This is a genomic window from Brevundimonas sp. Br13 (assembly GCF_055391505.1).
The window spans coordinates 2,680,544-2,704,807 of the sequence record NZ_AP044008.1 but is presented as its reverse complement, the minus strand read 5'-3'; the positions used below and the strand labels follow the sequence as shown (position 1 = coordinate 2,704,807).

Below are 24,264 nucleotides of genomic sequence, written 5' to 3'. Positions count from 1 at the left end.
TGCAGGGGCCGGGAAGATGGTAGGGAGGGGCCGCGTCAGGCGGCGTCTGCGTCTCCGAGCTGGTCCAGAACCTCGCGGGCCAGGGGGCGGGTCACCGGGCGATGCAGGGCGTCCAGCCGATCCACCACCTTCACGGCCATGTCCGCTGAACGGTCCAGGCGTCGCACCAGATAGTCGATGACGTCGTCGGCGGGGGCGATGCTGCGCTCTGCGAAGCGGGCGCGAAGAATGGCCGACAGCACCTTGTCATCCGGCGCCTCGACGGGCACGGCCCGCACCGCGTCCAGACGCGAGCGCAGGTCGGGCAGGGCTGCTCGCCATTGCCGCGGGGCCGCCCGATCCACCAGCAGGAGGGCGCCGCCGGAGACGTTCGCCAGATTGATCAGATGAAACAGGCTTTCATCATCCGCATCAGAGGCCGAGTCCAGCAGGACGGGGCGGCCTTCCAGCTCCAGGGGGTCGATCACAGCTGCTTCCGCGCCGTGCAGGGGCAGGGCGCCGACCCGTTCGGCCCAGTCGGCGGCCAAACGGCTCTTGCCGGCTCCCGCCGGTCCATAGAGCGCCAGGACAGAACCCACGCCGTCCGGCCAGGCCGCCAGCACCCGCGCGGCCTCGGCGTTGCTGTCTGAGACCACGAAGGCGTCGCCTACGGGGCGTTCCAGCGGCAGACGCAGCTGTTCGGCGGGCTTTGGGCTCAGGGCGCTCGGCGCGGACATGGTTCTGTCATAGCAGAGGCCCGGTCGGCCTGTGTCAGAGCGGGCCTGTTGGTAATGGGGAGGGACGTTAGACCCTGTGGAGCGTTTCAGGCGAAATCGGCCAGGGCGGGGTTCAGCTTGCCCGCCTTGAACTCGGTCACCTTGTAATCGGCCAGGCCGTGGACCTGGAAAGGATCGTCCTTCAGCAGGGTTTCCAGCGCCTCCTTCGTTCCGCCGCTGCGCACCACCAGAATGCCGCCGGTGCGCGGAACCATCGGGCCGGCGGCGAGGATCAGGCCGCTGGCGACGTGCTGGTCCAGCCAGGCGCGATGCTCGACCGTCTTTTCCTCGATGGCCTCGATCGGCTGGGTATAGGTGATGGTGACGATGAACATGGGCGCCTTCAGCTTTGACTGGAACCGCTATTGCGCGCCGCAGCGGGGTTTGCAACGGCTGAAACCTTGACTTTCCGGGGCGATGATGCGCCCTACGCCGCTTCGATTTCAGGCGCCGAAGGCGTCAGATTCCACCGCCAGATTTCCAGACGGTCTGTTCATGCACGCCTACCGCTCCCATACCTGCGGCGCCCTGCGCGCCTCCGACGCCGGTTCCGCCGTCCGCCTGTCCGGCTGGGTTCACCGGAAGCGCGACCACGGCGGCCTGCTGTTCATCGACCTGCGGGATCACTACGGCCTGACCCAGCTGGTGCTGCACCCGGAGACGCCGGGCTTCGCCGCCGTGGAGCGTCTTCGCGCCGAGAGCGTGATCAAGGTGGACGGCGAAGTGATCGCCCGCGACGCCGCCGTGGTGAACCCCAATCTGCCGACCGGCGAGATCGAGGTGCGGGTCCAGGGCGTCGAAGTCCTGTCGGAAGCCGCCGAACTGCCGCTGCCGGTCTTCGGCGAGCCGGAGTATCCTGAGGAGATCCGTCTCAAGCACCGCTACCTCGATCTGCGCCGGGAGACCCTGCACAAGAACATCGTGCTGCGCTCGCGCGTGATCCAGTCGATCCGCAACCGCATGTTCGACCAGGGCTTCCTGGAATATCAGACGCCGATCCTGACGGCCTCGTCGCCCGAGGGCGCGCGCGACTTCCTGGTGCCCAGCCGCCTGCACCCCGAGAAGTTCTACGCCCTGCCGCAGGCGCCCCAGCAGTTCAAGCAGCTGCTGATGGTCTCGGGCTTCGACCGCTATTTCCAGATCGCGCCCTGTTTCCGCGATGAAGACCTGCGCGCGGACCGATCGCTGGAGTTCTACCAGCTCGACGTCGAGATGAGCTTCGTGACCCAGGAAGACGTCTTCGCCGCCATCGAACCCGTCATGCACGGCGTCTTCGAAGAGTTCGGCGAGGGCAAGCCGGTCTCGCCCATCGATCAGACCCACAGCTTCACCAACGACTTCGGTCAGAGCTTCGAACACAAGGGCTTCGAACGCCTGACCTACGCCCAGTCGATGGCCTGGTACGGCTCGGACAAGCCGGACCTGCGCAACCCGATCAAGATGCAGGTGGTGTCTGACCACTTCCGCGACGGGGGCTTCGGCCTGTTCGCCAAGATCCTGGGCGCGGACGAGAAGAACGCCGTCTGGGCCATTCCGGCCCCGACCGGCGGATCGCGCGCCTTCTGCGATCGCATGAACTCCTGGGCCCAGGGCGAGGGCCAGCCGGGCCTGGGCTATATCTTCTGGTCCGACGACCAGGGCGGCTGGGGCGGCCCCATCGCCAAGAACCTGGGCCAGGAGCCGACCGAGGCCCTGATGAAGTCCCTGGGCCTGGGCCAGGGCGACGCCGCCTTCTTCGTCGCCGGCCTGCCGTCGGCCTTCGCCAAGTTCGCCGGTCTTGCCCGCACCCGCGTGGGGACGGAGCTGAAGCTGGTTGACGAGAACCAGTTCAAGTTCTGCTGGATCGTCGACTTCCCGATGTTCGAATGGTCGGAAGAAGAGAAGAAGGTCGACTTCAGCCACAACCCCTTCTCCATGCCCCAGGGTGGGCTGGAGGCCCTGGAGACCCAGGATCCGCTGACCATCCGCGCCTATCAGTACGACATCGTCTGCAACGGCTATGAGCTGTGCTCGGGCGCGATCCGGAACCACAAGGCCGAGATCATGCTGAAGGCCTTCGAGATCGCCGGCTACGACGCCTCGGTGGTCGAGGAACAGTTCGGCGGCATGCTGAACGCCTTCCGCTTCGGCGCCCCGCCGCACGGCGGCCTGGCGCCCGGCATCGACCGGATCGTCATGCTGCTGGCCGGTCAGCAGGCCATCCGCGAGGTGATCGCCTTCCCGCTGAACCAGCAAGGCGAAGACCTGCTGATGAGCGCCCCGGCCCCGGCGCAAGAGCGCCAGCTGAAGGAGCTGCACATCCGCACGGCCCCGCCGATCAAGGTCTGATCGGCCTATCTGAGCGAAAGAAAGGGCGCGCCGAGAGGCGCGCCCTTTTTTCATTCGACCGCGTTCAGCCGGGCGTCAGCGCTCTGCAGCCACGAAGTTGCGGACGCGCGGCGGCGCGGGCGGCGTCGGCGGCGCGGGAACGGCGCGGATGACGCGGATTGCGCCGCGGCAGGCCTGAGCCGTCAGACGGCCGGGAAGGCGGGTCGATCCATCGCCGCAGGCTTCCCGCACCTGATCCTGGGTCAGATTGCGCGCGCCGGACAAATCTGCGCCTCGAATATCGGTGCGCCGCAGGGAGGCGTCTCTGAAGTCGGCCCGGCTAAAGACGCCGCCGGTCAGCCGCGCGCCGTCCAGGCTGGAATCCCGGAAGGAGGCGCCGGTGAAGTCCCCGTGGGTCAGGTTGGAGGCGTTGATCTCGGCATCGCTGAAATCGGCCCCGGCGGCGCGGACATTGGCCAGGGTCGCGCCGAATAGCTCGCTGCCCGAAAAGTCGGCCTCGATCAGGGTGGCGCCGTTGAAATTGACCCCGTGCAACTCGCCTCCGGAAAGGTTGGCGCGGGAAAGGTTGGCGCGCACGAAGGAGGCGCCCTGGGCCTCTGCTCCCGTCAGGACGGCGTTTGCGAAGCTGGTGGAGGTGAAGTCGGCGCCGACGATCTCGACTCCGGTCAGATTGGCGCGGCTGAAGTCGCTGCCCGTGAAGTTCGACCCCACCATTTCCGCGCCACGCAGATTGGCCCCGACCAGGGTGGCGTTCATGAAGCTGGCGCCGGTGAAGGTCGCACCGGAAAGATTGCGCCCCGACAGCTCGCAGCGATTGCAGGATCCGCCGAGCGAGACTGACCGGGCCACGTCGCGATCTTGCACCGTCATCTCGACGCCGGCGAAGGCGGACGGCGCCAGCAGAAGGCCGCTCGCCGCAGCCAGGGCGGGCAAAAGGGCCGAAAGGGTGGGGCGGATGATCTGTTTCACACCGCCTGAATGCCCTGAAACCGTGACGGGACCTACTTAAATCGAGGTAATTTCGTTAAATGCCGGCAAGATTGGCGGCCTTCAGCAGGCCGGAATACGCAGCCCGTGAGGCAGGACGGTGGAGCCGTCGCCGCAGGCTCGGTTGAGCTGGCTCTGCGTCAGACCGGAGGCGCGCGACAGATCGGCGCCGGAGAGATTGGTTCCCTGGAGCGTGGCCCCCGCGAAGTTCGCCCCTTGCAGATAGGCGCCGACGAAACTGGCGTTGGTCAGGTCCGCGCCTGAAAAGCTGGAGCCGGAAAAGACCCCGCCATAGGCCTCCACGTCGCGCAGATCGGCGTTGGAGAAGCGGGTGCGGTTCATCACGCTCAGGCTCAGGTCCGCTTGGCGCAGACGCGACCGCGACAGGTTCAGGCCCCGCGCCTCAAGTCCTGAAAAGTCTCCCTGAAAAAGGTTGCAGCCCGCGCAGGACGCGCCACGACGCACCGAGGCGATCTGACCGGCGTTCTGGGCCGAGGCGGGGACGGCCAGGGTCGCGAGAAGGACGGCGGCGAGGGATAGGGCGGTCAGGCGGGACATGGGGTCGCTCCGGCGAAGGCGTCGCATTGATCCAAGCCTAGGGGCGACCCGTTAACTTAGCCCTGATCCCCGCCTTGCAAGGCCGGCGCCGCGCCGCAGGTGTCGCAGGTCCAGCCGGCGCCGCGTTGTTGCAGGCTGAAGTCCCCGCAGGAGGGACAGGCCGCCGCCTCCGCCTCGCCGCCCGGCCGGGGCTCTGTCTCCAGCTTGCGGCCGAAGGGCACGACGACCAGATTGTCCGGCGCCGAGCCGCGCGCGAACCCCTTGGATATAAAGCGTGCGGCGGGGACGGCCTCGCCGTCCTTGGGCTTTCCATCGCCCAGTTCGCCCCAGTTTTGGCCCTCGGCCTGGGTGTGATCCGCCTGGGCGTTGGCCAGTTCCTGGCGGCTCAGATAGGAGACGCCCAGTTCGCGGAAGATGTAGTCGAGGATCGAGGTCGCCGAACGGATGGAATCATTGCCGGTGACCCGTCCCGCCGGCTCGAAGCGGGTGAAGACGAAGGCGTCGACAAACTCGTCCAGCGGCACGCCGTATTGGAGGCCGATGGAGATGGCGATGGCGAAGTTGTTCATCAGGCTGCGGAAGGCGGCGCCTTCCTTGTGCATGTCGATGAATATCTCGCCCAGTTCGCCGTCTTCATATTCTCCGGTGTGGATATAGACCTTGTGGCCGCCTACGGCCGCCTTCTGGATATAGCCCTTGCGACGGTCGGGCAGTTTGCGGCGGGCGCGTTCGCGCTCCACCACCCGTTCGATGATCCTTTCCTTGGGGGCGGGTGCGGCGGCGGCGGTCTGGGGCGCGGCTTCGAAGCGCGGCGCCGGGTCGGCCTTGGGCAGGGTCAGCAGAGGGCCGGGGGGAGGCGCGGCGCGGTTCAGGCGGATGGCGCGCCGTCCGTGATCCGCCGCCTGGCTGAGCGCGCGCGCGGCCTGGGCGGCGGTGGCGCGCCAGTCTAGGGTTTCAAGCGCGATGTCCGGGGCGTCGCTGAAGGGTTCGAGCGCCAGACGCAGGCGACCCTCAAAGCCGGCGGGATCGGCGAGAAGGGCTGCGACGTCGGTCGGCGCGTCCGTCCAATCCCTCAGATGCCCCTGGCCGAACACCCATTGAGCCGCAGCGGCCTCAGCCTCTTCGGGCACCCCGAGCAGGTTCAACAAGGGGCCGTCGCCGTCTTCCAGTCCCAGAACGTCGCGGATGAAGCCGGGGTCGAGGACGGGGGCGGTGAAGACGGCGTCGAAGCTGTCCGCCGCAGCCAGGGCCTGTTCCACGGCGGCCAGTTCCACATCGGTGAAGCCGAAGGCGCGAAGCGCGGAATGATCCACGCCCGGCGCCTCGACCAGGGTGCGTCGGCCGAACAGGCGACGCTCGGCCGCCTGGACGTCCCCACCGCTGCGGACCAGGGCGGCGGCCAGGGCCGGGGCCAGGCGGCGACCGATCCCACCGTCTGCGGTCTCGAATAGATCGACGACGGCGGGCGCGCCCCGGCCGAGACGCAGGCGGGCCTCGGCGTCGTCAACGAACAGATCCACGGCGACGTGGCGGCGGGGACCGGACGTCCGATCCAGAATCTCGATCGCCTGGGCGGCGAGGGGAGAGGGATTGGCCGACAGCCGGTCGCGGCGCGCCTTTTCGACGTCGATGATCTGGGCCTTCAAACCCTCCCACTCGCCACAGGGACTGCGCAGCCGCGCCAGCTCGACCGAGGTTTGGACTGCGACCGACGCCGTCAGGGCGCCCAAGGCCTCGGCGCGGGCGGCGGGATCGCCGTCGAGCGGCGCCAGGGCGTCCAAAAGCCCCTCCAGTCCCAGCGCGAGCACGGCGTCGTCCGATTGGAGGTCCAGGGCCGTCACCCACAGACGAACCAGATCGGGCAGAAGATCGAACGTCCCATCGCTCAGGGTCGCGACCGCAGCCAGGTCGATCAGAACCCGATTGGCGGCGGGTTCGGCCAGAACCTCAGCGTCCCGCGGGTCGAAGACGACGACCAGGCCGCCGTCCAGGGCGGCCTCTGCAGCGGCCAGAACTTCAGGGGAGCCGGCGGCGGTCTGGGTCCGGTCGGCCAGGACCACCAGCTGGGCGCCGTCCGCCAAGGGGCGAAGCGTCAGGCTGGGACGCTCACCATCGACGGCGCGCAGGATGTCGGCGTCGGTCGCCCCGCGGCCGCGGGCGGCGGCGGCGGCCCGGCCCAGCGCGGGATTTCGCATCGGGTCGGCGCAATCCCCCCGGGCCCCCTCGCAACGATCGACCGCGTCGGCGACGGCGCAGAGGGCGTCGGTCAGGGCCTCCGCTGATTGTCGCGCCAGCCGCTGGGTCGTCCGATCGGCCCTGTGGGCGGAAAGCCGGGCGGCGGCGGATGGATCGGCGAGGTCGACGACGCCGGCCGTTGCCGCGTGTCCCACCGGGGTCGCCAGGCCGAGCTGCATCGTAGCCGCCAGCTCCGCCGCAAAGGCCCCCGCCGCCTTGGTGTCGGCAAAGACGCCCTCGGCCAATCCCTTGGCCGCCAAACGCCCAGCCCAGGCGTCCGGCGCGCCGTTCAGCCAGCCGCCTGCGACGGACGGCGGGGGCGAGAGCGAATCGCCCCAGTCCAGCCAGGCTTCGATCCGGGCGTCGGACCAGCCGGCGGGCGCCAGAACCTCCTGGACCAGGAAGGGGCGCTCTATGGCGCGGGTCTCCATCGCGACCCGCACGGCGCGAGCGACGAAGCCGGATTGAAAGCGCATAAACCGCATCTCCCCTTAGAGCTGGCGCCAGATTACGGTGTCGCGATGACCCGCGCTACTAGATGTAGTCGTTATCAACCGCTGAATTCGCGGTGGATCATGCCGCCCGACCCCAGGGATCGCACCCAGGGGCGGTGGCGGCCGAAGCCTGGACGGGAACACCCGTCGGGGGAGGAGAAATCGAGAAGGGGCGACATCTCGCCGCTTGCGGTGACTGAGCCTCCTGTGTCATGTAACCGATTACATTTGTTATCGACGGACCTTCGATAAGTGGGCCGGCACGATGAACGCTCAGAGAGGAAACCGTGGACGTCTCCACCCCGTCAGCCGTTAACGGACATGCGCCGGCCGCCAAGGCCGCCACGATCCGTGACGTGGCGGAGCGGGCGCAGGTGTCCGTCGCCTCAGTGTCGCGCGTGCTTAACGGCTCTGACGCCATCACGGAATCGACCCGACGTCGGGTGCTCGATGCGGTCGAATATCTCCGGTATGTGCCTCACGTCGGCGCCCGCAGCCTGTCGACCAGCCGCACCGACACGATCGGCGTCATCCTGCCGGACCTGTACGGCGAGTTCTTCTCCGAGCTGATCCGCGGCATGGATTTGGCCGCGCGCGCGCACGGCAAACATCTGATCGTATCCAGCTCCCACGGCGATACCGAGGAGACCTTGGCCGCTCTGCGATCGATGCGCGGTCGGGTCGATGGAATGATCGTCCTGTCGCCCCATCTGCGCGCCGCCAACCTGGCCGCCGATGTGGCGGGCCGCATGCCGGTGGTGTTGATGAACGGCGGCCTGGACGAGGCGGGCCGCCCCTCCATCGCGATCGACAATCACGGGGCGGCCGTCACGGCGGTCGAGCATCTGCGCGCGACGGGCCGGCGCCGCATCGCCCACATTCGGGGCGCGGCGGGAAACCTTGAGGCGGACATCCGCGCCGAAGGCTACGCCAGCGCCCTGGTCGACCAGGAACCGATCATCGTCGAGGGCGACTTCACCCAGGCCGCCGGGCATCGCGCCGCCACCCGGTTGCTGGCTCTGGACCAGCGCCCCGACGCGGTGTTCGCGGCCAACGACATGATGGCCCTGGGCGCCATGCTGGCCTTCCAGGAGGCGGGCGTGCGCTGCCCTGAGGACGTGGCTGTGATCGGATTCGACGACGTGCCGCTGGCGGCCCTGGTCCGACCGACCCTGACCACGTTGAGAGTGAATATTGCGGAAATGGGCCGAAGGGGCGTGGAGCGCCTGATCGGCCTGGTCCAGGCCGGCCCGAACGGGGCGCCGGATTCCGCCTGCGAAATCGTTCGACCGCTCCTGGTCGAACGACAATCCACCGCGGCGGCTGAAACCGCCGGGTCGACCACCGTCAATCCAACCGCACAGCCGTTGTGAAACGGGCCCATCAGGAGGGGAAAACAGGATGAGAAAGTTCAATACACGCAGCACCGCCTTGGCGGCCGCGTCGGCTCTGGCCATCGCGGCCGGTTTCGCTGGGGCGGCGACCGCGCAAAACGCAACGACTACGCTCCGCGGCGCCGTTTACGACGGCGCGACCGCTGAAGCCGGCGCGCAAGTCACAGCCACGGAAGTGGCGACCGGCTATGTGGCGCGCGCCCGCGTCGGCGCCGACGGCCGCTACGTCTTTTCCGGTCTCCGTCCCGGCACTTATCGCGTTCAAGTGACCAGCGCGGACGGCCAGACGGCTGAAGAAACCGTCACCCTGGCCCTGGGCCAGGTCGGCACGCTGAATCTGGACGTCGCCGCCGCTTCGACCGCGCCTGCGACCAGCGGCGCGACCGAGCTGGGCGACATCGTCGTGACCGGCCGTCGGGTGTTTGAAGTCCGCACGCCCGAAGTCGCCACCAATGTGACCCAGCAGCAGATCAACAACCTGCCGCAGATCAGCCGCAACTTCCTGAACTTCGCCGCCCTGGCCCCCGGCTTGCGTGTTCGCGAAGACGATACGGAGCGGACCATTTCGGCCGGTGGTCAGACGGCTCAGGCCATCAACGTCTTCATCGACGGTCAGAACCGAAAATCCCTGATCAACGACGGCGGCGTGGCTGGTCAGGACGACAGCCGCGGCACCCCTTTCCCGCAGGGCGCGGTTCAGGAGTTCCGCGTCATCAGCCAAAACTTCAAGGCTGAGTATGAACAGGCCGGTTCGGCCATCATTACGGCCGTGACCCGCTCTGGCACGAACGAGTTCCACGGTGACGCCTTCGTCTTCTATCAGGATCCAGACTGGATCGCTCAGGATGAGATTTCGGAACGTCGTGGAGCCGAGAAGGCGCCGCTGAAGCGACTGCAATACGGCGCCAGCCTGGGTGGCCCGATCATCCAGGATCGTCTGCACTTCTTCGGCGCCTACGAGCGCAAGGATGAGGACCGGATTTCGCAGTCCTTCCTGAACCGCACGGAATACAATGACTTCTTCGCCGCCGATCTGGGCACAACCTCGACGCCGTATGAACAGGACATCTTCTTCGGCAAGCTGTCGTGGCAGATCAACGACCGGCAGCGTCTGGAACTCAGCGCCGAGTACAAGACCGAAGAGGATATCCGTGGGGCCAGCGGCCAGAACGCCCCCAGCCGCGCGGCGCGCAACAGCGGTGAGAACAAGGCGTTCAACCTGCGTCACCAATACCAGGGCGATCGCTTCCTGAATGAGTTCGCGATCGATTACCTGCAGTCCAGCTATGAGCAGTCGGTGATCAACGGCGGCGACTACGGCCGCCGGTATGTCATCTTCCGGGACGACAGTCCGACGACGCCCGGCTTCCAGTACAACATCAACAACCGCGAGGCGACGGTCTTCACGGCTGGCGGTCGCGCGGACTCTCAGTTCCTGGAGCAGAAGAGCACGACGATCCGGAACGACCTGACTATCCCCGACCTGTCCTGGATGGGTACCCACACCATCAAGATGGGTGCGAAGTATTCGATGCAGAATTACTTCGTGCAGAAGGACTTCGGCCGCAACCCGACCTTCACCTACGACATCGAGGCGCGTCCTGAAATCAACGGAAGCCGAACCATTCCGGTCTCTGTTGACCTCGGCGTGGCCGTTCCTCCCGCTGACGCTGACAACAATGTCATCGGACTGTACATTCAGGACGACTGGCAGATCACCGACAAGCTGGAACTGAACCTAGGCATCCGCTGGGACTACGAGGACAACGCGGTCAACAACGACTACCGGACGCCGGACTCCATTCGGAACATGCTGGCGGCGATTCAGAACCTGCCGAGCTACGATTTCCCGTCCTACTTCAATCCGGCTGACTATATTTCCGACGGTGATCGTCCTGCTTTCAAGGACGCCTTCCAGCCTCGCTTCGGCTTCTCCTATGACGTTTTCGGCGACGAACGCACTGTGCTGTTCGGCGGTGCAGGGCGCTATTACGACCGGATCGGCTTCAACTTCGCCTTCGATGAACGGTTCAAGCCGTTCCAGTTCAACAAGACTATCTACTTCTCCAACACCGGCGGCCTCGTCGGGGGGCAGCAGACGGTAGCCTGGAACCCAGCCTATCTGACGCCGGCCGGCCTTGATCCGCTGCTGGCCGCGTCGCCGGGCGCCGGAGAGGTCTTCCTTGTCAAGAACAACTTCGAACCGCCGCGCACCGATCAGTTCAATATCGGCGTGCGCCAGAAGTTCGGCCAATGGCAGACGGCCCTTACATTTGCGGCCGGTCATACGGAGGGTGAATCTGCTTGGTACATCGCCAACGCCCTGACCGAGACGGGTGGTCGCTTCAACGGACCGTCGCCCACCTCGGTCGGCTTCCCGCAGTTCCGGAACACCATCTTCTTCCAGAACACGGACAAGGAACGCGACTATAAAGCGATCTATTTGACCGCTGATAAGCCGTACAACGCTCAGGACGGCTGGGGCTTCAATCTGGCCTACACCTATATGGACGCGACCCAGAACGGCAGCCGTGACAACGGATATGCGGCCTTCGACTTCGACTACAATGTCCCCAGCCAATCGCCGGAATATCGATCGGCGACGGACGAGCGGCACCGCATCGTCGCCTCGGGCACCCTGGGTCTGCCGGCCGATTTCCTGCTGTCCGGCATCGTGACCTTGGGTTCAGGCCTGCCGTATAATGTTTTCAACTGCCCTGACGCGCCGGCGGGTGGTCCCAACATCTGCTGGAATGCCGGGAACCCCGAAAAGCGCGCCTTCCTGCCGGGCCTGAACTTCGCCTATCGGCAAGTGGATCTGCGCTTGACGAAGGCCTTCGAAGTGTTTGGCGGACAGCGAGTGGAGTTCATTGCTGACGCCATCAACCTGTTCAACTTCACCAACTACAGCTCGTTCGAAGGCAGCTACACCAGCCCGCGCTTCGGCGCTGGCACCGGAGTCTTCACGCCGACCCGCAGCTTCCAGGTCGGTCTGCGCTACTCCTTCTAACCACCCTGAGCCTGGGCCGCCTTCCGCTTGCGCGGAAGGCGGCCTTCTTTTTTCAGATATTCAGTGAGCGTGCCTATGAACCGCCGAAACTTCCTGATGCGAACCACGGCAGGTGCGGCGGCCCTGGCGGTCTGGGGCGTCGTCGCGGGCCAGGCGGCGGCGCAGCAGGCGGTCACAGGCGCGGTAAACGGCACGCAGCGCCGGCCTCTGCGGCTGGACCGCGAGGTCGATGAGCTTCAGGAACGCACCTTCCGCTGGTTCGAAAAGGTCACGGACCGGGCCACCGGCCTGACGCCGGATCGCTGGCCCAGCAAATCCTTCTGCTCTATTGCGGCGGTCGGTTTCGCCCTGACCTGCTGGCCCATCGGCGTCGAGCGCCGCTGGATGAGCCGGGACGAGGCGCGCGAGCGGACCCTGATCACCGTCCGCTATTTCCACAGCCTGCCCCAGGGGCCGGAGCCGACCGGCACGGCGGGGCACAAGGGCTTCTTCTATCATTTCCTCGATATGGAGACCGGTCTTCGTTACCGGACCAATGAGCTGTCGACCGTCGATACGGCCCTGCTGATGGCCGGCATGCTGTTCGCCTCCCGCTATTTCGACGGCGACCACCCGGACGAGGTCGAGATCCGCAGCCGGGTCCAGGCCCTGTACGAGCGGATCGAATGGGACTGGGCCGTTATCCGCGACAACCGCATCACCATGGGCTGGCATCCCGAGAGCGGCTTCATCCCCTCGGACTGGCACGTCTACAACGAGGGCATGCTGGTGCTGCTGCTGGCCATCGGCAGCCCGACCCATCCGGTCTCGGTCAATGTCTGGCACGAATGGGCCGCCAGCTATGACGAGAGCTGGACCGATCGCTGGGGCAGCTGGCACCTGAATTTCGCGCCGATCTTCGGCCACCAGTACAGCCATATGTACGTCGATTTCCGCGGCATCCAGGACGCCTGGATGCGGGGCCAGTCGGCCCAGATGGGCGAATATCTCGACTATTTCGAAAACAGCCGCCGCGCCGTCTACGCCCAGCAAAAATACGGGCACGACAACCCGGGCCAGTGGGTCGGCTATTCGTCCGAGACCTGGGGCCTGACGGCCTGCGACGGGCCGGGCGATTTCAAACAGACGATCAACGGCGTCGAGCGCGAGTTCTTCAGCTATTCGGCGCGCGGCCCCGGAGACCGCGACGACGGCACCATCGCCCCCACGGCGGCGGCCAGCTCCATCGCCTTCGCGCCCGAGATCGTCGTGCCCTGCATCAAGGCGATGAAGAGCCGGTTCGGCGCGGGAATCTATACCGAGTGGGGCTTCCTCGACAGCTTCAACCCGACCCTGACCCAGCGCGACGGCCCCTTGCAGCACGGCAAGATCATTGACGGGGTGGGCTGGGTCGCCGACGACTATCTGGGCATCGACCAGGGGCCGATCGTCGGCATGACCGAGAACCATCGCTCCGACTTCATCTGGCGCTACATGCGCGGCGAGCCGCACATCCGTAAGGCTCTGGAGACAGCGGGCTTCACCGGCGGCTGGCTGAACGCATGACCTCTGGCCCGCACAGGCGGGGCGCCCTGGCGCTGCTGGCGGGCGGGGCGGCGGCGGCCTGCACGCCGCGTCGTGACGGCGAGACCGTGCTGCGCTTCTGGGCCATGGGCAATGAGGGCGGGACGGTGGGCCAGCTGATGCCCGAGTTCGAGCGCCGCAACCCCGGCGTCCGCGTCGCGGTCCAGCCCCTGCCTTGGACGGCGGCGCACGAGAAACTGCTCACCGCCTATGCCGGCGACTCCCTTCCGGACGTCAGCCAGATCGGCAACACCTGGGTGTCGGAACTGACCGCCATCGGCGCCCTGTCGCCGACCCCGTCGGCCGCCGCCGACCTGCTGACCGATCAGTTCGAGGCGGTGCTCGAGACCAACGAGGTGGCCGGCCGAGCCATGACCACGCCCTGGTACGTGGATACGCGTCTGCTGTTTTATCGCACCGACCTTCTGGCCCGCGCGGGCTTCGATGCGCCGCCGCAGGACTGGGGCGAGTGGAAGCGGGCCATGCACGGGATCAAGCGCGTGGCGGGCGGCGAAAACTACGCCATCCTGCTTCCGTTGAACGAGTTCGAGCAGCTTCTGACCTTCGGCCTTCAGACCGAGGAGCCCTTGCTGCGGGACAGGAATACGCGCGGCAACTTCTCCAACCCCGGCTTCATCTCGGCCCTGGCCTTCTATCGCAGCCTGTTCGCCGAGGGCCTGGCGCCCCTGGCGTCGGCGGCGCAGATCTCGAACGTCTGGACCGAGTTCGCGCGCGGCTATTTCAGCTTCTATTTCTCCGGCCCGTGGAGTGTCGGCGACTTCCGCAGCCGCCTGCCGGCGAGCTTCCAGTCCAGCTGGGCCACGGCGGGCGTGCCGGGACCGACCGGCCTGGGCGCCTCGGCGCCGGGCGGCTCCAGCCTGGCGGTCTTCCAATCCTCGCCGCATCAGGAGGCGGCCTGGGCCCTGGTCCGCTACCTGTCCGAGCCGGCGGTCCAGGCCCGGTTCAACACCATCGTCGGCGACCTGCCGGCGCGGAAAAGCGCCTGGGACATCGCCCAGGTCGAGCGTGACCCTATGCTGGCGCCCTTCCGGGGCCAGCTGGAGCGGGCCAAGGCCGTGCCCAAGGTTCCGGAATGGGAACGGATCGTCACCGAGATGCAGATCGTCGCCGAACGGATGGTGCGCGGCGAATATACGCCCGAGACTGCGGCCGCCGAGATCGATCGCCGGGCCGACCGGCTGCTGGAGAAGCGCCGCTGGATGATGGAACAGGGCAGGGCCGTATGACCGTCGCCGATCCGACATTGGTCCAGCCGAGACCGTCGCGTGGCCTCGCAGCCCGCGAACGCGCCGCTTGGGGCTTCGTCGCCCCGGCCATGATCGCCATCGGCCTGTTCTTCGCCCTTCCGGTGATCGCGGCCCTGCTGCTCAGCCTGACCGACTTCGACATCTACGCCCTGGCGGACCTCGACAATCTGCGCTTCGTCGGTCTGCAGAACTACGAGCGGCTGATGACCAATCCGCTGTTCTGGGGGGCGATGAAGAACACCCTGACCTTCGCGGTCCTAGGCGTGCCCGTGTCCATCGCGGCCTCCCTGGCGGCGGCGGTGATCCTGAACGCGCGGGTGGTGAAGTGGCGGCCGATCTGGCGGGTCATGTTCTTCGCCCCCTATGTCACCACCCTGGTCGCGACGGCGGTGGTCTGGCGCTATCTGCTGCACACCCGCTACGGCGTCATCAACTGGGGGCTGGAGAGCATCGGCCTGCCGGCGGTGGACTGGCTGGGCCAGCCCTCGACCTCGATCCCCGCCATCCTGATGTTCGTGGTCTGGAAGATCTTCGGCTACAATATGCTGATATTCTTGGCCGTGCTTCAGACCGTGCCGGACGACCTGTACGAGGCCGCCCGCATCGACGGCGCCGGGCCGTGGAAACAGTTCCGCCATGTCACCCTGCCGGCCATCGCCCCGACCATGCTGCTGGTCTCGATCATTTCCGTCGCCAGCTTCTTCCAGCTGTTCGCCGAACCCTATGTCATGACCCAGGGCGGCCCGGCCCAGAGCACGGTGACGGTGCTCTACTTCATGTATGAAGAGGGCTTCAAATGGTGGAACCTGGGCTCCGCCAGCGCGGTCGCCTTCGTCCTGTTCCTGTGCATCCTGGCCATCACCCTGGTGCAGCTGGCCGTGGCCAAGCGGGTGGGAGCGTATCAGTGAAACTCCGCTCCATCTTCCTCAACCTCGCCGTCGCCCTCATCGCCCTCATCGTCCTGTTCCCGCTGGCCTGGATGGCGTCGGTCAGCTTCATGCCCACCGGCGAAGCGGCGACCTTCCCGCCGCCCCTGGTCCCTTCGCGCTGGACGCTGGAGCATTACCGCGACCTGTTCCTGAACCAGGGCATGGGCCGCTATCTGTGGAACAGTTTCGCCCTGGCGACCCTGGCGACGACCCTGGCGCTCAGCTTCACCGTCCCGGCCGGCTACGCCTTCGCCAAGCTGAAGTTCACCGGGCGCGAACGGTTGTTCCAGTTCCTGGTCGCCGCCCTGGTGGTGCCGGCCCAGATCGGCACCCTGCCGCTGTTTCTGATGCTGAAGGGGATGGGGCTGGTGAACACCTACGCCGGCGCCCTGGTGCCCTGGCTGGCCTCGATCTTCGGCCTGTTCCTGGTGCGCCAGTATGCGCTGAGCATTCCCGACGAGATGCTGGAGGCGGCACGGATTGATGGCGCCAGCGAGGGCCAGATCTTCCGCCGCATCGTCCTGCCGACGCTGCAGCCGATCATCGTCACCCTGGGCCTGTTCGTCTTCCTGGGCAGCTGGAACGACTTCCTGTGGCCGCTGATCATCCTGACGGACCAGTCGAACTACACCCTGCCGGTGGCGCTTGCGGCGCTCTCTCGCGAACATGTCCAGGATGTCGAACTGATGATGGCGGGCGCCGTCGTCACGGTCGCGCCTGTGCTGATCCTCTTCCTCGCCCTGCAACGCTACTACATCCGCGGCATGCTCGCGGGCAGCGTGAAGGGGTGATGCTTGTTCCCATTCTCACCCCTCCAAAGCCGTCATCCTAGGCCTTGTGCCTAGGATCCATAGACACCGTCGAGGACGGGACGCACGCCTTCGACACCGGGCGTATGGATCCTCGGGACAAGCCCGAGGATGACGACAGGAGGGGCCATTGGAGTAATCCGAATGCGTATCCTGACCTCCACCCTCGCGCTCAGCGCCGCCCTGATGGCCGCCCCCGCCGTCGCCCAGGACACGCGCGTTCTCGACAGCATGGACGACGCCTCGCGGTGGCAGGCCAGCGCCTCGACCGACGTCCACGCCGCCGTCTCCGCCGTGGCGGGGCATGACGGCCGCGCCGTGCGGCTCGATTATGATTTCGACGGCAAGGCCGGCTACGCCGTGCTCAGCCGCGCCCTGCCGGTCGATCTGCCCGACAATTACGAGATCAGCTTCTGGGTGCGCGGCGCCGGGCCGACCAACACCTTCGAGGTCAAGCTGACCGACGCCTCGGCCGAGAATGTGTGGTGGAAGCAGACGGCCCGTTACGACTTCCCCGACGGCTGGACGAAGTTCGTGATCAAACGCCGCCAGGTGTCCAAGGCCTGGGGGCCCAGCCCCGAGACGGTGCTGCGCCGCGCCGAACGGGTCGAGTTCGTCGTGGTGGCGGCCGAGGGCGGCAAGGGCACCGTCGAGATCGATCAACTGAGCCTTCGCGCCCTGCCGGTCGAGCCCCTTGTGCCGCCCCCGCCGATCGCCGCCGACGGCCGGGCGCAGACGACCGCCGCCAACGCCGTCGATCTGGACCCGAAGACCGCCTGGACCCCGCCGGTGGGCGAACCGTCGGCCCTGACTCTCGACCTGGGCTATGAGCGCGAATTCGGCGGCCTGACCCTGCGCTGGGGCGAGCGGGGCGCGGCGGCGGACTATAGGATTTCAGCGTCGATGGACGGACGGGACTGGCGCGAGCTGACATCCGTGCAGGGCGGCAACGGCGGCGTCGACTGGCTGCGCACGCCCGAGACGACCGCCCGCTGGCTGCGGCTGGAGCCGCTGAAGCCGGTCCCCGCCTCGGACGTGGTCGGCTCGTCCGGCGCCGGCCAGCGGCTGGGCGCGGGGCAGGCGACCACCTATGCGCTGAACGAGATCGAGGTCGAACCCCTGGCCTTCGGCGAGGACGCCACGGCCTTCGTCGAGGCGGTGGCCAGGGAGAACCGACGTGGTCTCTATCCGCGCGGCTTCTTCGGCGAACAGCCCTACTGGACCCTGGTCGGCGTGGACGGGGGCGGGGAGAGCGGTCTGATCGGCGAGGACGGCGCCATCGAACTACGCCGCGCCGGGCCGAGCATCGAACCCTTCGTGGTCGACAACGGCCGGCTGATCACCTGGGCCGACGTCGATATCGAACAGGGGCTGAGGGACGACGACCTGCCCATACCGTCCGTGACCTGGACCGCCGACGACTGGACGCTGAAGATCACCAGCTTCGCCGATGGTTCACCGGACCAGGCGCGTCTGTGGGGCCGCTATGACCTGACCAACACCTCCAACCGGCCGCGCAGCCTGACCCTGGCCCTGACGGCGCGGCCGTTCCAGGTGAATGGGCCGGTGCAGTTCCTGGCCATTCCGGGGGGCGTGGCGCCGGTCGAGCGGATCGCCTGGGACGGCGCGAGCCTGACGCTGAACGACGACGTCCGGGTCCAGCCCCTGACCGCGCCGGACGCTGTGGCGGCTTCGAGCTTCGACGCCGGGGCCGATCCTCAATCATTGATTTTGCCGACGGCGCGACGGCCCGCCGGTGAGCCGGTCGCCGTCTCCGACGCCGCGGACCTGCCGGCCGGCGCCCTGCTGTACGAGGTGACGCTTCAGCCTGGCGAGACGCGCACCTTCGGCTTCCTGTCACCCTTGGCGGGCGATCCGCCCCTGGCCGGGCAGGGCCTCGCCGCCCTGGATCAGGCCGAGCAGGCTTTGGCCGCCGAATGGCGCGCGAAGCTCGACCGGGTGGACCTGACCCTGCCGCCCGCCGCCCAGCGGATCGAGGACGCGCTGAAGTCGTCGCTCGCCCATATGCTGATGTCGCGTCAGGGGGCGATCCTCCAGCCCGGCACCCGCAGCTACAACCGCTCCTGGATTCGCGACGGGGCCATGATGGCCGAGGGGCTGAACCGGCTGGGCATGGCCGAGCACTCGGCCGACTATTTGCGCTGGTACGCCCCCTACGTCTTTGAAAACGGGAAGGTTCCGTGCTGCGTCGACGCGCGCGGCGCCGATCCGGTGCCCGAGAACGACAGCCACGGCGAGTTCGTCTTCCTGGCCGCCGAGACCTATCGCTACACCGGCGACGAGGCCCTGCTGCGTCAGGTCTGGCCCCAGGTGCAGAAGGCGATCACCTATATGGACGAACTGCGCGCCTCCACCCGCACCGCCGCCTTCCAGGCCCCCGACCAGCGCCACCTGTACGGCCTGCTGCCCCCGACGATCAGCCACGAGGGCTATTCGGACAAGGCAGCCTATTCCTACTGGGACGATTTCTGGGGCCTGCTGGGCTACAAGGACGCCGTCTTCATCGCCCAGACCCTGGGCGACGCCGAGGCCGCCGCCCGCTACGCCGCCGCTCGCGATCAGTTCGCCGCCGACATCCGCGCCTCCATCGTCGCGACGGCCGCACACCACGACATCGACTGGATCGCGGGCGCCGCCGACCGCGGCGATTTCGACGCCACCTCGACCACCATCGCCCTGTCGCCGTCGGGCGACCAGGATAATCTTCCGCCCGAACTGATGGCGCGAACCTTCGATCTCTATTGGGAAAACTTCCAGAACCGTCTGGCCAACCGCACGGCGTGGAAGGACTATACCCCCTACGAATGGCGGCTGGTCGGCGCCTATGTGCGGCTGGGCCAGAAGGACCGGGCTCTGGCGGTGCTGGACTTCCTGATGGCCGACCGCCGGCCCGAGGCCTGGAACGGCTGGGCCGAGGTGGTGGGGCGCGACAAGCGCGAGCCGCGCTTTATCGGCGACATGCCCCACGCCTGGATCAGCTCCGACTATATCCGCTCGGCCCTGGACCTGTTCGCCTACGAACGCGACCGCGACCACGCCCTGGTGCTGGCGGCAGGGGTGCCTGAGGCCTGGCTGGACACGGCCGAGGGCGTGGGGGTGAAGGATCTGCGCACCGCCTATGGGGCGCTGACTTACGCCTATCGCAAACAGGGGGCGGCCTATGTGCTGACCTTGGGCGAGGGCGCGACGCCGCCGGGCGGCTATGTGCTGCAATGGCCGGCGGGCGAGGGGCGGCCGGAGCGGGTCCGCATCGACGGGCGGGCCGCGCAATGGTCTGGCGACGAGCTTGCGATCCCAGTGGGCGCGCGGCGGATCACCCTCAACTGATCCTTCTCCCGCAAGGGGAGAAGGACGTCAGCCTTCCGCCTTCGCCTTGGCCTTCTTCGCCGGCGCCTTCTTGGCGGCGGGCTTCTTCGCAGCCGCAGCCTTCTTCGCCGCTGGCGCCTTCTTCTTCGGCGCCGCGCCGGCCTTGGCGGCCAGAAGCGGCAGGGCGGCTTCCAAGGTCAGGTCTTCGGGCGCCGTGCCTTTGGGCAGGGTGGCGTTGATCTTGCCCGACTTCACATAGGGACCGAAGCGGCCGGCCATGACGTGGATCGGCTCGCCCGTCTCCGGGTGTGCGCCCAAGTCCTTCAGCGGGGCCGCAGCGGCGCCGCGACCGGGACGACCCGCGCGCTTCTCGGCCAGCAGGGCCACGGCGCGGTTCAGACCGACCTCGAACACCTCGTCGATGTCCGAGACGTTCGCATAGGTGCCGGCGTGCAGGACGAAGGGCCCGTAACGCCCCAGGCCCGCCGTGATCATCTTGCCGTCCTCGGGGTGAACCCCGACCTCGCGCGGCAGGGCCAGCAGGCGCAGGGCCTGGTCCAGTGTCAGGGACGCCGGCGACCAGCCCTTGGGCAGGGACGAGCGTTTCGGCTTCTCGCCGTCCGGCGGCGCGATTTCGACATAGGGGCCGAAGCGGCCGATCTTCAGCTGCACGGGGTGTCCGGTCGCCGGATCGACCCCCAGTTCGCGATCGCCGCTCTCGGCCGACCCGTCCTCGGCCGAAGGACTGGCGACGGGGCGAGTGTATTTGCAGTCAGGATAGCGCGAGCAGCCGATGAAGGCGCCGAACCGGCTGGTCTTCAGGCTCAGTTGGCCCTGATGGCACAGGGGGCATTCGCGCGGGTCGGACCCGTCGCCCTTGTCGGGGAAGATATGGGCGCCCAGGCTCTCGTTCAGGGCGTCCAGAATGGCTGTGGTGCGCAGTTCCCCCGCGGCTTGGGTCGCGGCGTGGAAGTCCTGCCAGAACTCGCGCAGCAGCACCTTCCAGTTCAGGTCGCCGGCCGACACCTCGTCAAGCCGGGTCTCCAGAGCGGCGGTGAAGTCGTACTCGACCCATTTGCTGAAGAACTGCTCCAGGAAGGCCGTGACCAGCCGCCCCTTGTCCTCGGGATAGAAGCGGTTCTTGTCCACCCGCACATATTCCCGGTCGCGCAGGGTCGACAGGGTCGAGGCGTAGGTCGACGGGCGGCCGATGCCCAGTTCTTCCAGCTTCTTGACCAGGGTGGCTTCCGAATAGCGCGGGGGCGGTTCGGTGAAATGCTGATCGGTGCGGATGGCGTCGACCTTGGCCTTGGCGCCCTCCTTCAGGGCGGGCAGGCGGCTGGTGTCGTCTTCGCCCTCGTCGCCTTCCGCGCCCTTCTGCTTCTCGTCGCGGCCTTCCTCATATACGGCCAGGAAGCCGTCGAAGGTCACCACTTGGCCGGTGGCGCGCAGGCCGGTCTGGCCGTCGGAGGTCTCGATCTCGACCGTGGTGCGGTCCAGGCGCGCGGCCTCCATCTGCGAGGCGACCATCCTTTTCCAGATCAGCTCATAGAGGCGCTGAAGATCGGAATCGAGGCGCAGGCTGTCGGGATGGCGGGCGATGTTGGTCGGCCGGATCGCTTCGTGCGCTTCCTGAGCATTCTTCGCCTTCACCTTGTAATGGCGAGGTTCGGCCGGGACATAGGCGGGGCCGTACTCCTTGCCGATCACCTCGCGCGCCTGGGCCAGACCCTCGGGGCTGACCGAGACGCCGTCGGTCCGCATATAGGTGATCAGGCCGCCGGTCTCGTCCACGCCCTCATACAGTTTTTGCGCCGCCTGCATGGTGCGCTGGGCGGTGAAGCCCAGCTTGCGCGCAGCCTCCTGCTGCAGGGTGGAGGTGGTGAAGGGCGGCGCCGGGTTGCGACGGACCGGCTTCTTCTCGACCGAATTGATGGTGAAGTCGCCGGCCTGGATGGCGGCGCGGGCGGCTGCGGCGGTCGCCTCGTCCTTGATGTCCAGACGCTGCACCCGCTTGCCGGCGTGTTTGACCAGACGGGCGGTGAAGGGCGGGCTGTCGGCGTTCAGGTCGGCCTCGATGGACCAGTATTCCTGAGGCTTGAACTTCTCGATCTCCATCTCGCGATCGACGACGATGCGCAGCGCCACCGACTGGACGCGACCGGCCGAGCGCGCGCCCGGCAGCTTGCGCCACAGCACGGGCGACAGGGTGAAGCCGACCAGATAGTCCAGCGCGCGGCGCGCCAGATAGGCCTCGACCAGCTCCATATCCAGCTGGCGCGGATTGGCCATGGCCTCGAGGACGGCGGACTTGGTGATGGCGTTGAAGGTGACGCGTTCGACGTGGGTGTCTTTCAGCGCCTTCTTCTTGTTCAGCACTTCCAGCACGTGCCAGCTGATGGCTTCCCCTTCGCGGTCAGGGTCGGTCGCCAGGATGACGCGGTCGGCGCGCTTGGCGGCCTCGGCGATTTCGGACAGGCGCTTGGCGCCCTTGGCGTCGGCCTCCCAGTGCATGGAGAAGTCGTCGTCGGGCAGGACCGACCCATCCTTGGACGGCAGGTCGCGGACGTGGCCGTAGGACGCCAGAACCTCGTAGCCGGAGCCGAGGTATTTATTGATGGTCTTGGCCTTTGCGGGGCTCTCGACGATGACGAGGTTCATGCGTGTTCGGTCTCGGGAAGGGGCGCGAACGTGGTTGGAGCGGAGCCATGTGTCAATGCACCGGCCCCCGGACGCCCGTAAACTTGCGAAATATCGGGTGACTATCACGGATCGAAGACGAATCCGGAAGAGACTTCACTATATGGACGCCAGACCGCCCGGCAGCAGCTCGGCGCGGCCCGCCAGGCTCAGCTCCAGCAGTGCGGCCGCCACCTGGCCCATCGGGGCGTTCAGGGCGCGAGCGATCTCGTCGCGCGGCGTCGGGGTGGGGGAGAGCAGGGCGGCGACCCGGTCCAGGAAGGCGTCGTCCACCTCGCCATAGTCCATGGGATCCGACGGCGACGCGCGCAGGCTGCGCAGGGTGTTGAAGGCGCGCTCGATGTCCTCGATCCCCTCGCACAGGATGGCGCCCTGGCGCAGCAGTTCGTTCGGCCCCTTGGCGCGCGGATCCAGCGGCGAGCCCGGCACGGCGAAGACGTCGCGCCCCTGTTCGGCCGCCAGTCGGGCGGTGATCAGGGATCCCGACTTGATCTCCGCCTCCACCACCACGACGCCGCGCGAAAGGCCCGAGATGATGCGGTTGCGGCGGGGGAAGTCCCGCGCCTGGGCCCGCGCGCCGACGGGGCTTTCCGACACGACGCAGCCCTGGTCGATCAGCCGCGCGTAAAGATCCGCGTGTTCGGGCGGATAGACGTCGTCCACCCCGCCGCCCAGGACCGCCACGGTCCCCGTCGCCAGGGCGCCTTCGTGGGCGGCGGCGTCGATGCCGCGCGCCATGCCCGAGACGACGACATGACCGGCCTGCCCCAGTTGCAGCGCCAGGCCGCGCGCGATTCTCTGCCCGCCCGCCGAGGCGATGCGGGCGCCGACGATGGCGACGCTGGGCATGTTCAATAGATCGATCCGACCCCGGGCCCACAGAATCGGCGGCGGCGGGTCCAGGTTTGCCAACATCTCAGGATAGTCAGGATCGCCCAGCACCAGCAGGCGCGCGCCGATCCGCTCGCCGTCAGCCAGTTCGCGCTCAATGCCTGCGACGGGCGGCGGAATGGAGGCCGCGCCGGACTTGCGGACCAGGTCGGGCAAGACCTCCAGCACGCGGACAGCTGACCCATAACGGCCCAGCAGCTGGGAAAAGGCGACGGGACCGATGCGGTCGGTCCGGGCGAGCCGCAGCCTGGCGAACCGTTCGTCCGCCGCCGGGGTCACGCCTTCTTGGCCCCGATGCGCGGCTCCTCGCCTTTCAGCAGCCGGGCGATGTTCTGATGATGGCGGATCCAGATCAGCACGGCGGCGAAGACGGTCAGGGCCAGGATCGGCATGTCCACCGGCAGGCCGACGGCGGCCAGCGGCAGCAGGGCCAGAAGGGGCGCAGTCGCCGAGGAGATCAGCGCCGCCAGCGACGAATAGCGGAAGGCGAAGGCGCTGATCAGCCAGACCGCGCCGGCCATCAGGCCCAGGGGCCAGGCGGCGGCCAGCAGCAGACCATAGAAGGTGGCAACGCCCTTGCCGCCCTTGAACTTCAGCCAGACGGGAAACAGGTGGCCCAGGAAGGCCGCGCCGCCGGCGATGGCGCCCGCAGCCTGGCTGTCGAACAGGGCGCGGGCGATCAACAGGGCGACCGCCCCCTTGCCGGCGTCCAGCAGCAGTGTGGCCAGGGCCAGATCCTTGCGCCCGGTGCGCAGCACATTGGTCGCGCCGATATTGCCGGAGCCGATGTTGCGCACGTCGCCGGCGCCGGCGGCGCGGGTGATCACCACGCCGAACGGAATCGAGCCGAGCAGATATCCGCCCAGCGCGACCAGCGCCAAGGTCCCGACCGCGGGCCCCACCAGATCCTGCACTTTGATTCTCTCCCCGCGAATTGTTGCGGCAAAATGCGTCGGCGCGCCTTACGGAGCAAGGGCGATCCGACCTCTTGACCCGATGAATGACGCAGGGTCAGG

The 24,264-nt window shown here is 67.5% G+C and carries 16 protein-coding genes; 8 read left to right on the top strand and 8 right to left on the bottom strand.

Annotated elements, in window-relative coordinates; genetic code table 11:
• Positions 1 to 35: 35 nt before the first annotated feature.
• Positions 36 to 716, bottom strand: a complete 681-nt coding sequence (locus tag ACZ5M6_RS13425; protein WP_201462836.1) for a P-loop NTPase family protein — start codon at positions 714 to 716, stop codon at positions 36 to 38.
• Positions 717 to 802: 86 nt separating this feature from the next.
• On the bottom strand, positions 803 to 1,090 hold the full coding sequence (locus ACZ5M6_RS13420) for a YciI family protein (RefSeq protein WP_182713518.1): 288 nt from the start codon (positions 1,088 to 1,090) through the stop codon (positions 803 to 805).
• Between the two features lie 160 nt (positions 1,091 to 1,250).
• Between ACZ5M6_RS13420 and aspS the strand changes: the two genes are divergently transcribed.
• Complete coding sequence (gene aspS, locus ACZ5M6_RS13415; RefSeq protein ID WP_464158900.1) at positions 1,251 to 3,083, top strand: aspartate--tRNA ligase; 1,833 nt, start codon at positions 1,251 to 1,253, stop codon at positions 3,081 to 3,083.
• A 75-nt stretch (positions 3,084 to 3,158) separates the two neighbouring features.
• On the opposite strand, the gene ACZ5M6_RS13410 is transcribed toward aspS, so the two are convergent.
• From ACZ5M6_RS13410 to ACZ5M6_RS13400, 3 genes are all read right to left on the bottom strand, one after another.
• Entirely contained in the window at positions 3,159 to 4,052 is an 894-nt protein-coding gene (locus ACZ5M6_RS13410) for a pentapeptide repeat-containing protein (RefSeq protein WP_464158899.1), read from the bottom strand.
• 81 nt (positions 4,053 to 4,133) lie between these two features.
• Entirely contained in the window at positions 4,134 to 4,628 is a 495-nt protein-coding gene (locus ACZ5M6_RS13405) for a pentapeptide repeat-containing protein (RefSeq protein WP_152950607.1), read from the bottom strand.
• Between the two features lie 56 nt (positions 4,629 to 4,684).
• Positions 4,685 to 7,339 carry a TSCPD domain-containing protein gene (locus tag ACZ5M6_RS13400; RefSeq protein WP_464158898.1) on the bottom strand — a complete coding sequence of 885 codons (2,655 nt, stop codon included), beginning with the start codon at positions 7,337 to 7,339 and terminating at the stop codon, positions 4,685 to 4,687.
• Positions 7,340 to 7,644: 305 nt separating this feature from the next.
• Between ACZ5M6_RS13400 and ACZ5M6_RS13395 the strand changes: the two genes are divergently transcribed.
• The 7 genes from ACZ5M6_RS13395 to ACZ5M6_RS13365 all read left to right on the top strand — a co-directional run bounded on the left by ACZ5M6_RS13395 (position 7,645) and on the right by ACZ5M6_RS13365 (position 19,678).
• Positions 7,645 to 8,730, top strand: a complete 1,086-nt coding sequence (locus ACZ5M6_RS13395; RefSeq protein ID WP_197273308.1) for a LacI family DNA-binding transcriptional regulator — start codon at positions 7,645 to 7,647, stop codon at positions 8,728 to 8,730.
• Positions 8,731 to 8,758: 28 nt separating this feature from the next.
• Complete coding sequence (locus ACZ5M6_RS13390) at positions 8,759 to 11,761, top strand: TonB-dependent receptor (RefSeq protein ID WP_152950605.1); 3,003 nt, start codon at positions 8,759 to 8,761, stop codon at positions 11,759 to 11,761.
• Positions 11,762 to 11,836: 75 nt separating this feature from the next.
• The gene (locus ACZ5M6_RS13385) at positions 11,837 to 13,306 is read left to right on the top strand and encodes a glucoamylase family protein (protein ID WP_333896009.1); all 1,470 of its coding nucleotides are present in this window, start codon (positions 11,837 to 11,839) and stop codon (positions 13,304 to 13,306) included.
• The gene (locus ACZ5M6_RS13380) at positions 13,303 to 14,571 is read left to right on the top strand and encodes a sugar ABC transporter substrate-binding protein (protein WP_464158897.1); all 1,269 of its coding nucleotides are present in this window, start codon (positions 13,303 to 13,305) and stop codon (positions 14,569 to 14,571) included. Before ACZ5M6_RS13385 ends, ACZ5M6_RS13380 begins: the two co-directional genes overlap by 4 nt.
• Positions 14,568 to 15,500, top strand: coding sequence for a carbohydrate ABC transporter permease (locus ACZ5M6_RS13375; RefSeq protein WP_287397411.1), 933 nt, complete (start codon positions 14,568 to 14,570; stop codon positions 15,498 to 15,500). The genes ACZ5M6_RS13380 and ACZ5M6_RS13375 overlap by 4 nt, the downstream gene beginning before the upstream one ends.
• Positions 15,497 to 16,312, top strand: coding sequence for a carbohydrate ABC transporter permease (locus ACZ5M6_RS13370; RefSeq protein WP_464158896.1), 816 nt, complete (start codon positions 15,497 to 15,499; stop codon positions 16,310 to 16,312). Before ACZ5M6_RS13375 ends, ACZ5M6_RS13370 begins: the two co-directional genes overlap by 4 nt.
• A 162-nt stretch (positions 16,313 to 16,474) precedes the next feature.
• On the top strand, positions 16,475 to 19,678 hold the full coding sequence (locus ACZ5M6_RS13365) for a discoidin domain-containing protein (protein ID WP_464158895.1): 3,204 nt from the start codon (positions 16,475 to 16,477) through the stop codon (positions 19,676 to 19,678).
• Positions 19,679 to 19,705: 27 nt separating this feature from the next.
• Here ACZ5M6_RS13365 and topA read toward each other — a convergent pair whose 3' ends face one another.
• From topA to plsY, 3 genes are all read right to left on the bottom strand, one after another.
• Positions 19,706 to 22,318 carry a type I DNA topoisomerase gene (topA, locus tag ACZ5M6_RS13360; protein ID WP_464158894.1) on the bottom strand — a complete coding sequence of 871 codons (2,613 nt, stop codon included), beginning with the start codon at positions 22,316 to 22,318 and terminating at the stop codon, positions 19,706 to 19,708.
• 138 nt (positions 22,319 to 22,456) lie between these two features.
• The gene (dprA, locus tag ACZ5M6_RS13355; RefSeq protein WP_464158893.1) at positions 22,457 to 23,527 is read right to left on the bottom strand and encodes a DNA-processing protein DprA; all 1,071 of its coding nucleotides are present in this window, start codon (positions 23,525 to 23,527) and stop codon (positions 22,457 to 22,459) included.
• On the bottom strand, positions 23,524 to 24,162 hold the full coding sequence (plsY, locus tag ACZ5M6_RS13350; protein WP_444572018.1) for a glycerol-3-phosphate 1-O-acyltransferase PlsY: 639 nt from the start codon (positions 24,160 to 24,162) through the stop codon (positions 23,524 to 23,526). The genes dprA and plsY overlap by 4 nt, the downstream gene beginning before the upstream one ends.
• Positions 24,163 to 24,264: the final 102 nt, after the last annotated feature.

What these genes read in the sequence shown, in the direction of transcription:
- ACZ5M6_RS13425 (WP_201462836.1), bottom strand. Translation starts at nt 716, where the DNA reads ATGTCCGCGCCGAGCGCCCTGAGCCCAAAGCCCGCCGAACAGCTGCGT.
- ACZ5M6_RS13420 (WP_182713518.1), bottom strand. Translation starts at nt 1,090, where the DNA reads ATGTTCATCGTCACCATCACCTATACCCAGCCGATCGAGGCCATCGAG.
- aspS (WP_464158900.1), top strand. Translation starts at nt 1,251, where the DNA reads ATGCACGCCTACCGCTCCCATACCTGCGGCGCCCTGCGCGCCTCCGAC.
- ACZ5M6_RS13405 (WP_152950607.1), bottom strand. Translation starts at nt 4,628, where the DNA reads ATGTCCCGCCTGACCGCCCTATCCCTCGCCGCCGTCCTTCTCGCGACC.
- ACZ5M6_RS13400 (WP_464158898.1), bottom strand. Translation starts at nt 7,339, where the DNA reads ATGCGCTTTCAATCCGGCTTCGTCGCTCGCGCCGTGCGGGTCGCGATG.
- ACZ5M6_RS13390 (WP_152950605.1), top strand. Translation starts at nt 8,759, where the DNA reads ATGAGAAAGTTCAATACACGCAGCACCGCCTTGGCGGCCGCGTCGGCT.
- ACZ5M6_RS13385 (WP_333896009.1), top strand. Translation starts at nt 11,837, where the DNA reads ATGAACCGCCGAAACTTCCTGATGCGAACCACGGCAGGTGCGGCGGCC.
- ACZ5M6_RS13380 (WP_464158897.1), top strand. Translation starts at nt 13,303, where the DNA reads ATGACCTCTGGCCCGCACAGGCGGGGCGCCCTGGCGCTGCTGGCGGGC.
- ACZ5M6_RS13375 (WP_287397411.1), top strand. Translation starts at nt 14,568, where the DNA reads ATGACCGTCGCCGATCCGACATTGGTCCAGCCGAGACCGTCGCGTGGC.
- ACZ5M6_RS13365 (WP_464158895.1), top strand. Translation starts at nt 16,475, where the DNA reads ATGCGTATCCTGACCTCCACCCTCGCGCTCAGCGCCGCCCTGATGGCC.
- topA (WP_464158894.1), bottom strand. Translation starts at nt 22,318, where the DNA reads ATGAACCTCGTCATCGTCGAGAGCCCCGCAAAGGCCAAGACCATCAAT.